This is a genomic window from Pseudomonas sp. FG98, assembly GCF_057808595.1.
The window spans coordinates 1-16,118 of the sequence record NZ_JBMDIJ010000056.1; the positions used below are offsets into that span (position 1 = coordinate 1).

The following is a 16,118-nucleotide window of genomic DNA, read 5'->3' on the forward strand; positions in this document are numbered from 1 at the left end:
GGTGGCTTCACTGCCGTCATCGCGGCGGTCCGGCGTCCCGGTGAACCCGCTCCCACAGGGGGGGGTGTAGAGTCAACTCAGGCAGGGACGCCGCTGTGGAAGCGGAATTCTTCATCCGGGGAAAGGATCAGCTCGACCTCGACCTCACGCACCTTGTCCACGGTGCGCTGGATATCCTCGGCATCGCCGTATTGCAGGGCCAACTTCAGATACCCCTGATAGTGCCGCGCCTCGCTCTTGAGCAGGCCGTAGTAGAACTTGCCGAGTTCTTCGTCGAGATGCGGCACCAGTGCGGCGAACCGCTCGCAACTGCGCGCTTCGATAAAGGCGCCGATCACCAGGGTGTCGACCAGCTTGGCCGGCTCGTGGGCCCGGGCCACACGGCGCAGGCCCGAGGCGTAGCGGCCGGCGGACACGGGACGCAGGGGGATCTTGCGGCGCTTCATCAGGCGCAGCACCTGTTCGTGATGGACCAGCTCCTCGCGGGCCAGGCGCGACATCATGTTGATCAGGTCGATATGGGCGTTGTACTTGGCGATCAGGCTGAGGGCGGTGCTCGCCGCCTTGAATTCGCAGTTCTTATGGTCGATCAGCATCGTTTCCTGGTCGGCCAGCGCCGCTTGCACCCAGGCGTCGGGGGTGCGGCAACCGAGGAAGGCGTCGATTTCGGGAATGGGTTCCATGATTCACAAACGGCATGAGGGCGACAGGGCCGGCGATTATACCGGCGCGGCCGGCGCGCACCAGTGACTATGCTTTGATATGCATCAAGCTCCGTCGCGGCGGGCGCCGACTATAGTCAGGCATCGGTCGTCATTTCCCAAGGGAGTCCAGACTCATGCAAGCCGTCCGCAGCATCCTCGTGGTCCTCGATCCCGAACACGCCCACAGCCGCGCCCTGACCCGGGCCAAGCTCATCGCCACGGCCACCGGCGCGCGCCTGCACCTGCTGATGTGCGATCGCAAGCACGACCACAGCGCCCTGCTCAGCCTGCTCAGCAGCCAGTTGCACGACGATGGCTACGACAACGTCACCTTCGAGCAGGCCTGGCACGACACCCTGCACGAATCGATCATCGATGTGCAGCAGGCCGAGGGCTGCGAGCTGGTGATCAAGGAGCATCGCCCGGACAACCCGCTGAAAAAGGCCCTGCTCACTCCCTCGGACTGGAAGCTGCTGCGCCTGTGCCCGGCGGCGGTGCTGATGGTCAAGACCGAACGGCCATGGACCGGCGGGGTGATCCTGGCGGCGGTCGACGTCGGCAACCGCGACCAGGACCACCGTGTGCTGCACGGCGACATCATCGACCACGGCTACGCCATCGCCGGGCTGGCCAAGGGCGACCTGCACGTGATCGCCGCCCATCCGTCGCCGATGCTCTCGGCGGCGGATCCGGTGTACCAGCTCAAGGAAACCATCGAACAGCGTTATCGCGAGGAATGCGCGGCGTTCCAGGCCGAATTCGACATCAGCGACGAGCGCCTGCATGTCGCCGAAGGGCCGGCGGATGTGCTGATTCCCTACACCGCCAGCAAGCTGGACGCCGTGGTCACGGTCATCGGCACCGTGGCCCGCACCGGGATTACAGGGGCACTGATCGGAAATACCGCGGAAGTGGTGCTGGACTCGCTGGAAAGCGACGTGCTGGTACTGAAGACCGCAGAGGTCGCGGCGCACCTGAACGAACTGGCGCAGGGCTGAGCTTAATGTCGCTGGCCGGCGCCGCGTCCGGCCAGCAACCGCTCAAGGACGTCGGGCAGCGATCGCCATCGCCGCCTGGGCGATGCTGTCGGCATTCCTGGCTGCAACCCGGGCTCGCAGCAATGGCCGGCTTTCGAATTCGTGGCGCGCCTGCCTGACGACCATGAAGTCACGCTTGAGCGGCGTGGAGTACTTCATGACGGTTTCATCCACATGCTCCACAACCAGGTTGTCTAGCGTAGCGATTTCGTTGAACAGGGACTGGGGATCCTCGAGATCCTCGGGCGCCATGTCCCCTTTATTGACCATCCTGTCCGAATCCCTTCGTGCATTGCCTTCCAGCAGATAGAAGAAATCCCGCGTACCCGGCCCTGGCACCGGAACCTTCGATACCCGGCTCAGGTGGGAAAGCTCGTGGATGACTGTCGCCGTTCGCTCGACAGCCGAGGTACTGCTATCGAAGAAGCCCGAATCGATCCTCAATACGCCATCGAAGTCATCGCTGTCGACCAGCGCATATTGGTCGGGCTCGGGAGAGAGCACCCTGTGGAACTTGTCGTAGCCCGGATAAGGCGAGCTGTAGGTGGTCAGGAATTGCGCAACCTTGCCCCAGGTTTCCACCACCTGCCGGGCTTGCATCGGATACGCCGGGCCGAACCAGGTGCGCATCTCCTCATCGGGCAAAGGATCGGGATGGAGTACCTTGGCCATGATGCCCCGGGCGTCTTGCAGGGCATCGATCACCTGGCGCCGCTCCAGCGAGGGGAACTGGTGCAAGCCCCTTGCCATGGTGATGAAGGGTGGCGTGGACGGCCTGCTGCCACCGGCCTGCGGCGAACGTCGCATCAATCCCTGGGCATCGAAGAAGCTCACCGGGTCGTTGCCGACCATCGCATAGGGATTGAGCCCGTCCCGCGTTCCCGCCGGGTCCGCGCTCAACCAGCGAGCGACCCAAGGCTGATAGTAGCGATAGCCGAAATAGCACAGGCCGCTGGCATCGTGCTCCTTGCCCGAGTAGCGCAGGGTCTTGTAGTCCGCCTCCAGCGCATTGCGTGCGGTCCAGATCGCAGTACCGCCGAAGGGATAGAACTCTTCGTTGCTGATCAGCGCACCGTTGCCGTCGATTTCCAGGCCGCAACTGCCGGTGAGGGTGGTGTAGCTGTAGCGCAACTGATCGTTGTCGATGCCATCCGGCTTGCCGCTTTGCCAATGCAACAGGCGGACCCGCACCCGGCCGCTGTCGGGCACCTGAATGACCTGCAGCGCCTCGAGCGCTTCGTCGCCATGGCCCATGCTCCTCAGCTCCAGATTCGGCAGATAGACCACCCGTCGGGTCGGCGCCCCACTGCTGCGGGTGACTTTCAGCACGCGCTGGCTGGCCGCGTCATAGCGATAGTGCTCCTGATCGACGTCACGGGTGGCCAACACCACGCTGCGCAGCTCGGCACGCGGCGTCCAGCGCAACGCCTGGCCGGGGTTCAGCTGGCGCTGAGCGCCGGCAGCGGTGAACAGCGCATCCACCTGCTGCGGACTGTCGCCCAGGCTGGCGAGCACGGCGCGATTGCTGCAGGCGCTGACGGTAATCTCGGTGGTGTGGCTGCTGGCCGCAACGGGCGCACTGTGGCGAATCTGCCTGAGATTGCCGCCATGGTCATAGCGGTAGCCCTGGGCGTAGCGGGTGTAGGTGGCATCATCCAGGGCGACCGCTACCGGCATCAGGCGACCGCCCTGCCAATGGGCGCTGGCCATTTCCCGACCCGTGGCCTCGACCAGCCGATAGAGACTGTCATGTCGATAGGTGCTGCGCGCCGAGACCCGCTGGTTGCGCCAGTAGGTCGGGCCTGCGGCTTCATTGGCGATGCCCGTGACATGGCCGACGGGGTCGTACTCGTAGCGCAAGTCCTGGAGCAGCGCCGCGCCCAGCGGATGCCCGGCGGGACGCTCGACACGGATCGCAGCCAGGCGCAGGGTCTGCGCCTCGTAGCGACAGCTGACCTCTACTCCGTTGCCATGCACTTGGCGCAGCAGGTTGCCGGCGGCGTCATAGTCCAGTGCGGCAACCATTTGCACGTCTTCGCCGCTTGGCAGCACTAGCCAGCGGCTGCGCAACTGCCCGGCCAGGTCATAGGCAATACGTTGGCGGTGGCCGGCGGCATCCGTGGTGGTCAGCACTGCGCCGGTGGCATCGCTGCGGGTCAGGCTGGTGTGGACGTCTCCAAGCGGCAACGTTGCCTGCTGCCAGTCGGCTTCATGCTCGGCGTCATCGGCGCCGTCCAGCAGGAACCGGCTAAGCGAAAGCGCTACACCGGTCAGCGTCATCTGGTCGATGACCACTACCCCGGCCGGGTCGAAGTGCTGTACGCAGAGGCCGGCGAGATTCAATGCCTGTTCGGCGGGGGTCGCCGCAGCGTAAACGAAGCGTTCGGTAATCCTTGCCGGCTGCCCGGCAAGCTGCTCGCTGAGGGTCAGCACACGTCCACGCAGTGTCGGGCTTTCGTAACTCCAGAGCCGGGTGACGGCCTCGGCAGGATCCTCGCCGCCGCCGTCGAGCTGGCGGATATGGTCGACCTGCAGACCGGGACGACGAGCAGCATCGTGCAGGGTCACGCTAAGGCCGGCATCCAGACTACGGGTACACAGCGCCTGGCCGGCCAGGTCGGTGTGCCAGGCGACGTTCCATAGACCCTGCTCGTACAGGCGCGGATCGGCACTGCGCAGCGGGAATCCACGGGCGTCATGCTGATGGCGGCTGATCAGGCAGGTTACAGGCACTACGTCCAGCTCGCGCAGATAGGCGATATCGCGAATCACCAGGCCGCGTGCATCGAATGCCCGGAGCGTCGGGGTATGCCGGTGTACGGCGGGGGCAGCAGTGTTCATCGTTCAGTCTCCCTGACGTTGAAACGACTGCTGATCAGTTTCACGAATACCCGAGTGGTTCCTTGAGCATACAAGCCTCTGGAACAAAAGCCGGAGCAACTGACGAACTACCTGGCGCCCAGGGCATCCTTGAGGAACCCCGGGGCGATGTAGCGCTGGTAGTGGGCTTCGGAAAGCAGGAAGAACTCGGTATCGATGGCGTCGCGCAGTTCCGGCAGTTCCCAGTCGCGGAACTCGGGGAGCAGGACCAGGCCGTAGGCCTCCAGCTCGCGGATCACCCGGGCGCCGCGGGCGATCAGTTGGTAGGCCCAGCAATATTCCGACTGGTGGGCCACGTAGCGGATCTTGCGCTGCTCCAGTTGCTGGCGCAGGCGCTCGATGTCGAACACCTCCAGCTTGGCGGTCATCACCTGCACCAGCAGTTGCTCCAGGCGCAGCCAGACGGCGCGTTTCTCGTCGTCGTTATAGCCGTTCCAGTGGATCACTTCGTGGTGGAAGCGCTTGCAGCCACGGCACACCGTATCCCCGTAAACCGTGGAGCAGAGGCCGACGCAAGGCGTCTTGATGGACTGATTGGACATGGGCGAATCGACAGCATGGCAGTGAAACAGGCGGCCATGTTAGCCCTTTGTCTAACGGGGGTCACTCGCTAAAGTCTTCGTCGTCGCCTTACCTTTATTTGGAAATTGCCGTAGAATCACACCGCCTTTTTAGGCACCAATGTCCGTTAGAAGCTGTTTTCAAAGCGTCACGAGCACAGTTCATCCGGTAGAACGGCGTTGGTTCGGGAGATTCAGCCCTGAATGTCCCGCACCAGCCCTCATCAGCCTCCGTTCTACAGGCGTAAAACTTTGAAAGCAGCTTCTGTAAGGATTTCCTGCAACTCTGGCTACGCGGCTCAAAAAGCCGTATTTGCGCATGAGTGCGGATTTTCTGGATGAGCGTCCCGGACACCCATTTGGGACCACTGATGAGGGTAATAACTGTGCTTGAAGCCTACCGCAAACATATCGAAGAGCGCGCAGCACTGGGTATCGTTCCCCAGCCGCTCAACGCCGAACAAACTGCAGGCCTGGTCGAGCTGCTGAAAAACCCGCCGGCCGGCGAAGAAGCCTTCCTCGTTGAACTGATCACCGACCGCGTTCCCCCGGGAGTCGACGAAGCCGCCTACGTCAAGGCCGCTTTCCTCTCCGCCATCGTCAAGGGCGACGCCACTTCCCCACTTATCGACCGCAAGCGTGCCACCGAGCTGCTGGGCACCATGCAGGGCGGCTACAACATCGCCACCCTGGTCGAGCTGCTGGATGACGCCGAGCTGGGCGCCGTCGCGGCCGAGCAACTGAAGCACACCCTGCTGATGTTCGATGCCTTCCACGACGTGGCCGAAAAAGCCAAGGCCGGCAACGTTCACGCCAAGGCCGTGCTGGAATCCTGGGCTGCCGGCGAGTGGTTCACCTCGCGTCCGGCCATCGCCGAGAAGTACACCCTGACCGTGTTCAAGGTGCCTGGCGAAACCAACACCGACGACCTGTCCCCTGCCCCGGACGCCTGGTCGCGCCCTGACATCCCGCTGCACGCCCTGGCCATGCTGAAAATGGCCCGTGACGGCATCGAGCCTTCGCAACCTGGTTCGGTCGGCCCGCTGGCACAGATCGAAGCGGTCAAGGCCAAGGGCTTCCCGGTCGCCTACGTCGGTGACGTGGTCGGTACCGGTTCTTCCCGTAAATCCGCTACCAACTCCGTGCTGTGGTTCTTCGGCGACGACATCCCGTACGTGCCGAACAAGCGCGCCGGTGGTTTCTGCTTCGGCACCAAGATCGCCCCGATCTTCTACAACACCATGGAAGACGCCGGCGCCCTGCCGATCGAATTCGACTGCACCAACCTGGCCATGGGCGACGTCATCGACGTTTACCCGTTCAAGGGTGAAGTCCGCCGTCACGGCAGCGACGAGCTGGTCACCAACTTCGAGCTGAAAACCGAAGTCCTGCTGGATGAAGTCCGCGCTGGCGGCCGTATCCCGCTGATCGTTGGCCGTGGCCTGACCGAAAAAGCCCGTGCCGAACTGGGCCAGGGCGCTTCCGACCTGTTCAAGAAGCCAGAGCAGCCTGCCGACACCGGCAAGGGCTACACCCTGGCGCAGAAGATGGTCGGCAAGGCCTGCGGCGTAGCCGGCGTTCGCCCGGGCACCTACTGCGAGCCGAAGATGACCACCGTCGGCTCCCAGGACACCACTGGCCCGATGACCCGCGACGAGCTGAAAGACCTGGCCTGCCTGGGCTTCTCCGCCGACCTGGTCATGCAGTCGTTCTGCCACACCGCGGCCTATCCGAAGCCGATCGACGTCACCACCCACCACACCCTGCCAGACTTCATCCGCACCCGTGGCGGCGTGTCCCTGCGTCCTGGCGACGGCATCATCCACAGCTGGCTGAACCGCATGCTGATGCCTGACACCGTCGGCACCGGTGGCGACTCGCACACCCGCTTCCCGATCGGCATCTCGTTCCCGGCCGGTTCCGGCCTGGTCGCCTTCGCCGCAGCCACCGGCGTCATGCCGCTGGACATGCCTGAATCGATCCTGGTTCGCTTCAAGGGCAAGCTGCAGCCTGGCATCACCCTGCGCGACCTGGTTCACGCGATCCCTTACTACGCGATCCAGAAAGGCCTGCTGACCGTCGAGAAGAAAGGCAAGAAAAACGCCTTCTCCGGCCGCATCCTGGAGATCGAAGGCCTGAACGACCTGACCGTCGAGCAAGCGTTCGAACTGTCCGACGCCTCGGCCGAGCGTTCCGCTGCCGGTTGCACCATCAAGCTGCCAGAGAAAGCTATCGCCGAGTACCTGCAGTCCAACATCACCCTGCTGCGCTGGATGATCGGCGAAGGCTACGGCGACCCACGCACCCTGGAGCGCCGCGCGCAAGCCATGGAAGCCTGGCTGGCCAACCCTGAGCTGCTGTCTGCCGACGCCGATGCCGAATACGCCGAGATCATCGAGATCGACCTGGCCGACGTCAAGGAGCCTGTGCTCTGCGCGCCGAACGACCCGGACGATGCCCGCCTGCTGTCGACCGTACAGGGCGAGAAGATCGACGAAGTGTTCATCGGTTCGTGCATGACCAACATCGGTCACTTCCGCGCTGCCGGCAAGCTGCTGGACAAGGTCAAGGGTGGCATTCCAACCCGTCTGTGGCTGGCTCCACCAACCAAGATGGACGCCCACCAGCTGACCGAAGAAGGCTACTACGGCATCTACGGCAAGGCTGGCGCACGCATGGAAATGCCAGGCTGCTCGCTGTGCATGGGTAACCAGGCACGTGTGCAGACCGGTTCGACCGTGGTCTCCACTTCGACCCGTAACTTCCCGAACCGCCTGGGCGACGCGACCAACGTGTACCTGGCTTCGGCCGAACTGGCCGCAGTCGCTTCGATCATCGGCAAGCTGCCGACCGTCGAGGAGTACATGGAGTACGCGAAGAACATCGACAGCATGGCTGCCGACGTTTACCGCTACCTGAGCTTCGACCAGATCGCCGAGTTCCGCGAAGCCGCTGCGAACGCCAAGATCCCGGCTGTTCAGGTCTAAGCTGGACCCTGCGTTGAAAGAGCCCCGCTGAAAAGCGGGGCTTTTTTTATGCCTGGGGGTTTTGCAGTGCTCTTCCGGGCCTCATCGCTGGCAAGCCAGCTCCCACAAGGATTGCATGTACTGCCGAACCTGTGGGAGCTGGCTTGCCAGCGATGAGGCCCGAGAGGACAACAAAAAAGCGGTGCCCGCCTCACGACGAACACCGCTTCTCCCGCAGAAGAAAGTGCCTTAGAACGAATCCCCCGGCACCCTCACCCACCCTTCCATCAACACCCGCGCACTGCGGCTCATGATCGCCTTGGTCACGCTCCACTGCCCGCTCACCTGCTGCGCCTGCGCGCCCACCCGCAGGGTCCCGGACGGATGGCCGAAACGCACCGCCTCACGCTCGCCACCACCGGCCGCCAAGTTCACCAACGTGCCCGGAATCGCCGCCGCCGTGCCGATAGCCACCGCCGCCGTACCCATCATGGCGTGGTGCAGCTTGCCCATGGACAGCGCCCGCACCAGCAGGTCGATATCCGCAGCCTTGACCTGCTTGCCACTGGACGACAGGTAATCCGCCGGCGGCGCGACAAAGGCCACCTTCGGCGTGTGCTGGCGCCCCGCCGCTTCGTCGACATGCTTGATCAGCCCCATGCGCACCGCGCCGTGGGCACGGATGGTCTCGAACCGGGCCAGGGCCTCGGCATCGCCGTTGATCGCGTCCTGCAACTCGGTGCCGGTGTAACCGATGGCCTCGGCATTGACGAAGATGGTCGGGATCCCGGCGTTGATCAGGGTGACCTCGAAGCTGCCGACACCCGGCACCTCCAGTTGGTCCACCAGGTTGCCGGTGGGGAACATCGCCCCGCCGTCGCCATCCTCGTCCGCCGCCGGATCGAGGAACTCCAGCTGCACTTCGGCTGCCGGGAAGGTCACACCGTCCAGCTCGAAGTCGCCGGTTTCCTGGACCTCGCCATTGGTGATCGGCACATGGGCGATGATGGTCTTGCCGATATTGGCCTGCCAGATACGCACGGTGGCGATGCCGCTGGCCGGGATGCGGCTGGCGTCGACCAGGCCGGCGCTGATGGCGAAGGAGCCCACCGCCGCCGAAAGGTTGCCGCAGTTGCCGCTCCAGTCGACGAAGGCCTTGTCGATGGAGACCTGGCCGAACAGGTAATCGACGTCGTGATCGGGCTTGATGCTGCGCGACAGGATCACTGTCTTGCTGGTGCTGGAGGTGGCGCCGCCCATGCCGTCGATCTGCTTGCCGTAGGGATCGGGACTGCCGATCACCCGCAGCAGCAGGGCATCGCGGGCCGCGCCGGGGAGCTGGGCGGCTTCGGGCAGGTCCTGGAGATTGAAGAACACACCCTTGCTGGTGCCGCCACGGATGTAGGTGGCGGGGATTTTTATCTGGGGTACATGCGCCATGGATTTGTCCTGTCAGTTCAATTGGTGAAACCCCAATCGCTGGCAACGCCAGCTCCCACAGGTATCGCATGCACCGCGAACCTTGTGGGAGCTGGCGTTGCCAGCGATGAGGCCCGGACAGCCGACATCACTGCCCGGGCCTTGCCATCAAGCCGCGCCTTCGAGGAAGTCCTGGGCAAAGCGCTGCAACACGCCACCAGCCTCGTAGATAGACACTTCCTCGGCGGTATCCAGGCGGCAGGTCACCGGCACTTCGACGCGCTCGCCGTTCTTGCGGGTGATGACCAGGGTCAGGGTCGCCCGCGGCGTGCGCTGGCCGACCACGTCGTACAGTTCGCTGCCGTCCAGTTCCAGGGTCTTGCGGTCGGTGCCCGGCTTGAACTCCAGCGGCAGCACGCCCATGCCCACCAGGTTGGTGCGGTGGATACGCTCGAAGCCTTCGGCAACGATGGCCTCGACACCCGCCAGGCGCACGCCCTTGGCCGCCCAGTCACGGGACGAGCCCTGGCCATAGTCGGCACCGGCGACGATGATCAGCGGCTGCTTGCGCTCCATGTAGGTTTCGATCGCCTCCCACATGCGCGTGACCTGGCCTTCCGGCTCGATCCGCGCCAGCGAACCCTGCTTGACCTTGCCGCCTTCCTGGACCATTTCGTTGAACAGTTTCGGGTTGGCGAAGGTGGCGCGCTGGGCGGTCAGGTGATCGCCGCGGTGGGTGGCGTAGGAGTTGAAGTCCTCTTCCGGCAGGCCCATTTTCGCCAGGTACTCGCCGGCCGCGCTGTCCATCATGATGGCGTTGGACGGCGACAGGTGGTCGGTGGTGATGTTGTCCGGCAGCACCGCCAGCGGGCGCATGCCCTTGAGCGTGCGTTCGCCGGCCAGGGCGCCTTCCCAGTACGGCGGACGGCGGATATAGGTGCTCATCGGCCGCCATTCGTACAGCGGCGCGACCTTCGGCCCCTTGTCCTCTTCGATGGCGAACATCGGGATATACACCTGGCGGAACTGCTCCGGCTTCACCGAGGCGCGGACCACCGCGTCGATTTCCTCGTCGCTCGGCCAGATGTCCTTGAGGCGGATTTCCTTGCCGTCGACCACGCCCAGCACATCCTTCTCGATATCGAAGCGGATGGTCCCGGCGATGGCATAGGCCACCACCAGCGGCGGCGAAGCGAGGAAGGCCTGCTTGGCATACGGGTGGATACGCCCGTCGAAGTTGCGGTTGCCGGAGAGCACGGCGGTGGCGTACAGGTCGCGATCGATGATCTCCTGCTGGATCACCGGATCCAGCGCGCCGGACATGCCGTTGCAGGTGGTGCAGGCGAAGGCCACCACGCCGAAGCCCAGCTGCTCCAGATCGTCGGTCAGTCCGGCTTCGTCGAGGTACAGGGCCACGGTCTTCGAACCCGGCGCCAGCGATGACTTGACCCACGGCTTGCGGGTCAGGCCCAGCTTGTTGGCATTGCGCGCCAGCAGGCCGGCAGCGATGACGTTGCGCGGATTGCTGGTGTTGGTGCAACTGGTGATGGCGGCGATGATCACCGCACCGTCCGGCATCTGCCCCGGGACTTCCTCCCAGGCGCCGGCGATACCCTTGGCCGCAAGATCACTGGTGGCGACGCGGGCATGGGGGTTGGACGGGCCGGCCATGTTGCGCACCACGCTGGACAGGTCGAAGCGCAGTACCCGCTCGTACTCGGCGTTGACCAGGCTGTCGGCCCACAGGCCGGCCTCCCTGGCATAGGTTTCCACCAGCTTGACCTGCTGCTCGTCGCGGCCGGTCAGGCGCAGGTAGTCGATGGTCTGCTGGTCGATGGCGAACATCGCCGCCGTGGCACCGTATTCCGGGGCCATGTTGGAAATGGTGGCGCGGTCACCGAGGGTCAGGGCCCGGGCGCCCTCGCCATGGAACTCCAGGTAGGCGCCGACCACTTTCTGCTTGCGCAGGAATTCGGTCAGGGCCAGCACCACGTCGGTGGCGGTGATGCCTGGCTGCGGCTTGCCGGACAGCTCGACGCCGACGATTTCCGGCAGGCGCATCCACGAGGCGCGACCGAGCATCACGTTCTCGGCTTCCAGACCACCGACACCGATGGCAATCACGCCCAGGGCATCGACGTGCGGGGTGTGACTGTCGGTGCCGACGCAGGTATCGGGATAGGCCACGCCGCGTTCGGCATGGATCACCGGGGACATCTTCTCCAGGTTGATCTGGTGCATGATGCCGTTGCCCGGCTGGATCACATCGACGTTCTTGAACGCCTTCTTGGTCCAGTTGATGAAGTGGAAACGGTCTTCGTTGCGGCGGTCTTCGATGGCGCGGTTCTTCTCGAACGCCTGCGGGTCGAAGCCGCCACATTCCACGGCCAGGGAGTGGTCGACGATCAACTGGACCGGCACCACCGGGTTGACCTGGGCCGGGTCACCGCCCTTGTCGGCAATGGCGTCACGCAGGCCGGCGAGATCGACCAGGGCGGTCTGGCCGAGAATGTCGTGGCAGACGACACGGGCCGGGAACCAGGGGAAGTCGAGGTCGCGCTTGCGCTCGATCAGCTGGCCGAGCGAGGCGTTCAAGGTTGCCGGATCACAGCGGCGCACCAGGTTCTCGGCGAGCACGCGGGAGGTGTAGGGCAGGCGGTCGTAGGCACCCGGCGCGATCGCATCGACCGCCGCACGGGCATCGAAATAGTCCAGGGCGGTACCTGGCAGGGACTTGCGGAATTCGGTGTTCATTTCAGGTCGGCTCGGTCACGGGTTCGGTTTTGTGTCGATCATTATTCTCAAGAGCCCCACCGCCCCCTGTGGGAGCTGGCTTGCCAGCGATGAGGTCGGCAGGAACAGCTTCATTGCCGGGTCTGGCCTATCGCTGGCAAGCCAGCTCCCACAGGATCAAGCGGTGTGCTCAAGGTCTATATCAACGCTTCTCGATCGGCACGTAGGCGCGCTGCTCGACGCCGGTGTACTCGGCGCTCGGACGGATGATGCGGTTGTTGGCGCGCTGCTCGAACACGTGCGCCGCCCAGCCGGTCAGGCGCGAGCAGACGAAGATCGGGGTGAACAGCTTGGTCGGGATACCCATGAAGTGGTACGCCGAGGCATGGTAGAAGTCGGCATTCGGGAACAGCTTCTTCTGCTCCCACATGGTCTTGTCGATGGCTTCGGAGACCGGATACAGGACCTTGTCGCCCACTTCGTCGGCAAGTTTCTTCGACCAGCCCTTGATCACCTCGTTGCGCGGGTCGGACTCTTTGTAGATGGCATGGCCGAAGCCCATGATCTTGTCCTTGCGCTCGAGCATCTTGAGCAGTTCGGCCACCGCTTCCTGCGGGCTCTGGAAGCGTTCGATCAGTTCCATCGCCGCTTCGTTGGCACCACCATGCAGCGGGCCGCGCAGCGAGCCGATGGCCGCGGTGACGCAGGAGTACAGGTCGGACAGGGTCGAAGCACAGACCCGCGCAGTGAAGGTCGAAGCGTTGAACTCGTGCTCGGCGTAGAGGATCAGCGAGACGTTCATCACCTTGACGTGCAGCTCGCTCGGCTTCTTCCCGTGCAGCAGGTGCAGGAAGTGGCCGCCGATGGTGTCTTCGTCGCTGGTGCAGTCGATGCGCACGCCGTGGTGGCTGAAGCGGTACCAGTAGCACATCACTGCCGGGAACAGGGCGAGCAGGCGATCGGTCTTGTCGCGCTGCTGGTCGAAGTTCAGTTCCTGCTCCAGGGTGCCGAGCACCGAGCAGCCGGTGCGCATGACGTCCATCGGGTGGGCGTTGGCCGGGATGCGTTCGAGCACTTCCTTCAGCGCTTGCGGCAGGTCGCGCAGGGTTTTCAGGCGGGCCTGGTATTCGGCCAGTTGCGCCTTGTTCGGCAGCTCGCCGTAGAGCAGCAGGTAGGCGACTTCCTCGAACAGGGCGTTGGCGGCGAGGTCACGCACGTCGTAGCCGCGGTAGGTCAGCCCGGCACCGGCCTGACCGACTGTCGACAGTGCGGTCTGCCCGGCCACCTGGCCACGCAGGCCGGCTCCGCTGAGTACTTTTGCTTCGGCCATGGGATATCTCCTTTCTTGAACTTGTTATGGAAGCTATTGGCTAATCAGGGGCCTTTGGCTCAGGCCTTTTTCTGCGCGAACAGGGCGTCGAGGCTTTGCTCGAAGGCGTGGTAATTGATGGCGTCGTACAGCTCCATGCGGGTCTGCATGGTGTCGATCACGTTCTTCTGCGTGCCGTCGCGGCGCAGGGCGGCGTAGACGTTCTCGGCGGCCTTGTTCATGGCGCGGAAGGCCGACAGCGGGTACAGCGCCAGGGATACGTCGGCGGAGGCCAGCTCCTCGGTGGTGTACAGCGGCGTGGCGCCGAATTCGGTGATGTTGGCCAGGATCGGCGCGCGCACGCGCTCGGCGAAGGTCTTGTACATCGACAGTTCGGTGATGGCCTCGGGGAAGATCATGTCGGCGCCGGCTTCGATGCAGGCGGCGGCGCGGTCCAGGGCGGCTTCCAGGCCTTCGACGGCGAGGGCGTCGGTACGCGCCATGATCACGAAGCTGTCATCGGTACGGGCATCGACGGCGGCCTTGATGCGGTCGACCATCTCCTGTTGCGAGACGATTTCCTTGTTCGGACGGTGGCCGCAGCGCTTGGCGCCGACCTGGTCCTCGATATGGATGGCGGCGGCGCCGAACTTGATCATCGACTTGACGGTACGGGCGACGTTGAACGCCGAGGCGCCGAAACCGGTGTCGACATCCACCAGCAGCGGCAGGTCGCAGACGTCGGTGATGCGGCGCACATCGGTGAGCACGTCGTCCAGGCCGGTGATGCCCAGGTCTGGCAGGCCCAGGGAGCCAGCGGCGACACCGCCACCGGAGAGGTAGATGGCCTTGAACCCGGCGCGCTTGGCCAGCAGGGCGTGGTTGGCATTGATGGTACCGACCACCTGCAGCGGGTGCTCGGCGGCTACCGCGTCGCGAAAGCGCTGGCCGGGACTGCTTTTCTGACTCATGACTCACCTCGTGGGCTAGTGGCGTCCAGGTAGTGACGCTCGATGTTGCGTTTGGATGCGCCGATATGCCGGCGCATCAGGAGTTCCGCCAGTTCGCCGTCACGGTCGGCGATGGCATCGAGAATCCGGTGGTGTTCGGCAAAGGCCTGGCGCGGCCGGTTGGGCGTGGCCGAGAACTGGATGCGGTACATGCGCACCAGCTGGTAAAGGTCGTCGCAGAGCATCTTGACCAGGGTCTTGTTGCCGCTGCCCTGGAGGATCCGGTAGTGGAAGTCGTAGTCGCCTTCCTGCTGGTAGTAGCCAACCCCGGCCTGGAACGCGGCGTCGCGTTCGTGGGTATCCAGCACCCGCCGCAGCTCGTCGATCTCGGCTACGCTCATACGCTCGGCGGCCAGGCGGCAGGCCATGCCTTCGAGGGATTCGCGGATTTCGTAGAGTTCGATCAGCTCGGCGTGGGACAGCGACACCACCCGCGCGCCGACATGGGGCACGCGCACCAGCAGGCGCTGGCCCTCCAGGCGGTGGATGGCCTCGCGCAGCGGGCCGCGGCTGATGCCGTAGGTGCGTGCCAGTTCTGGCTCGGAGATCTTGCTGCCCGGGGCGATCTCGCCCTTGACGATGGCCGCCTGGATGCGTCGGAAGACGTTCTCGGACAGGGTTTCCGACTCGTCTGCAACGACTCCGGGGGCTTGGGCTGTGTCCAGCATGATTGTCGACACCTTTGAAAATCAATGCGGCAAAACTAGCCAAATTGACCCTCGCAGTCAAAGACAAAATCAATATTGTCGACAATCGTCTAAGAACGAACTTCACCGCCGCCGGCGTTGTCTCATTGCCGCTGCTGGCGTACCACCATCAGCGTGATAGAATGCCGCCGCCCCGTTTTTTGTGGCATGGATAGTGTGTCTGTCATCTTCTTGTGCCAGACGAACGAGGAGCTTGCGCAGAGTTTGCCAGTGGCCTTGACCCGAATACCCCACAGCATTGCGCCAGGATCTATGAGACTTTCGCCACTTCTATCGTTGCTCGGCCTCTGTTGCTTGCCCCTCGTGGCCCAGGCAACCGGCAAGACCGTGTACGGCCTGAACGAATACGCCCGGCTCGGCGACATCGACCTGGAAGTCGCCGCCAAACTCGACACCGGGGCCAAGACCGCCTCCCTCAGCGCCCGCGATATCAAGCGCTTCAAGCGCAACGGCGAGTCCTGGGTGCGCTTCTACCTGGCCATCGACGCCGCCCACAGCCACCCGATCGAACGCCCGCTGGCGCGGGTCAGCAAGATCAAGCGCCGCGCCGGCGACTACGATCCCGAGGAAGGCAAGGCCTACACCGCCCGCCCGGTGATCGCCCTGAACATCTGCATGGGCAATGCCCTGCGCGAGATCGAAGTCAACCTCACCGACCGCAGCGCCTTCCAGTATCCGCTGCTGATCGGTTCCGAAGCGCTCAAGCACTTCGACGCACTGGTCGATCCAAGCCTTAAATACGCTGCCGGCAAACCCGCCTGCGCCACTGACGCTCACACCGCAGAGTAATTCC

11 protein-coding genes are annotated in these 16,118 nt (G+C 64.2%); 3 read left to right on the forward strand and 8 right to left on the reverse strand.

What is annotated here, in order from left to right; translation table 11 throughout:
• Positions 1-77: 77 nt before the first annotated feature.
• Positions 78-683: a MiaE family protein gene (locus tag ACODSK_RS23980; protein WP_489019578.1), complete on the reverse strand. Its 606-nt coding sequence runs from the start codon at positions 681-683 to the stop codon at positions 78-80.
• A 155-nt stretch (positions 684-838) separates the two neighbouring features.
• On the opposite strand from ACODSK_RS23980, the gene ACODSK_RS23985 reads away from it, so the two are divergent.
• Positions 839-1,702 (forward strand): universal stress protein, encoded by an 864-nt coding sequence (locus ACODSK_RS23985; RefSeq protein WP_489019579.1) that lies wholly within the window; start codon positions 839-841, stop codon positions 1,700-1,702.
• A gap of 42 nt (positions 1,703-1,744) precedes the next feature.
• Here ACODSK_RS23985 and ACODSK_RS23990 read toward each other — a convergent pair whose 3' ends face one another.
• Positions 1,745-4,582, reverse strand: coding sequence for an RHS repeat protein (locus ACODSK_RS23990; protein ID WP_489019580.1), 2,838 nt, complete (start codon positions 4,580-4,582; stop codon positions 1,745-1,747).
• Positions 4,583-4,689: 107 nt separating this feature from the next.
• A complete protein-coding gene (locus tag ACODSK_RS23995) occupies positions 4,690-5,163 on the reverse strand; it encodes a DUF1289 domain-containing protein (RefSeq protein WP_489019581.1) in 474 nt (157 codons plus the stop codon).
• A gap of 404 nt (positions 5,164-5,567) precedes the next feature.
• On the opposite strand from ACODSK_RS23995, the gene acnB reads away from it, so the two are divergent.
• On the forward strand, positions 5,568-8,168 hold the full coding sequence (acnB, locus tag ACODSK_RS24000; RefSeq protein ID WP_489019610.1) for a bifunctional aconitate hydratase 2/2-methylisocitrate dehydratase: 2,601 nt from the start codon (positions 5,568-5,570) through the stop codon (positions 8,166-8,168).
• A gap of 228 nt (positions 8,169-8,396) precedes the next feature.
• Here acnB and prpF read toward each other — a convergent pair whose 3' ends face one another.
• The 5 genes from prpF to ACODSK_RS24025 form a co-directional block, all read right to left on the reverse strand.
• Positions 8,397-9,587: a 2-methylaconitate cis-trans isomerase PrpF gene (prpF, locus tag ACODSK_RS24005; protein ID WP_489019582.1), complete on the reverse strand. Its 1,191-nt coding sequence runs from the start codon at positions 9,585-9,587 to the stop codon at positions 8,397-8,399.
• Positions 9,588-9,734: 147 nt separating this feature from the next.
• Positions 9,735-12,320: a Fe/S-dependent 2-methylisocitrate dehydratase AcnD gene (gene acnD, locus ACODSK_RS24010; RefSeq protein ID WP_489019583.1), complete on the reverse strand. Its 2,586-nt coding sequence runs from the start codon at positions 12,318-12,320 to the stop codon at positions 9,735-9,737.
• A 181-nt stretch (positions 12,321-12,501) separates the two neighbouring features.
• The gene (prpC, locus tag ACODSK_RS24015; RefSeq protein ID WP_489019584.1) at positions 12,502-13,629 is read right to left on the reverse strand and encodes a bifunctional 2-methylcitrate synthase/citrate synthase; all 1,128 of its coding nucleotides are present in this window, start codon (positions 13,627-13,629) and stop codon (positions 12,502-12,504) included.
• A 59-nt stretch (positions 13,630-13,688) separates the two neighbouring features.
• Positions 13,689-14,579, reverse strand: a complete 891-nt coding sequence (gene prpB / locus ACODSK_RS24020) for a methylisocitrate lyase (protein WP_330074710.1) — start codon at positions 14,577-14,579, stop codon at positions 13,689-13,691.
• Positions 14,576-15,286 carry a GntR family transcriptional regulator gene (locus tag ACODSK_RS24025; protein WP_489019585.1) on the reverse strand — a complete coding sequence of 237 codons (711 nt, stop codon included), beginning with the start codon at positions 15,284-15,286 and terminating at the stop codon, positions 14,576-14,578. Before ACODSK_RS24025 ends, prpB begins: the two co-directional genes overlap by 4 nt.
• Before the next feature lie 291 nt (positions 15,287-15,577).
• Between ACODSK_RS24025 and rloA the strand changes: the two genes are divergently transcribed.
• Positions 15,578-16,114 (forward strand): retropepsin-like aspartic peptidase RloA, encoded by a 537-nt coding sequence (rloA, locus tag ACODSK_RS24030; RefSeq protein ID WP_489019586.1) that lies wholly within the window; start codon positions 15,578-15,580, stop codon positions 16,112-16,114.
• Positions 16,115-16,118: the final 4 nt, after the last annotated feature.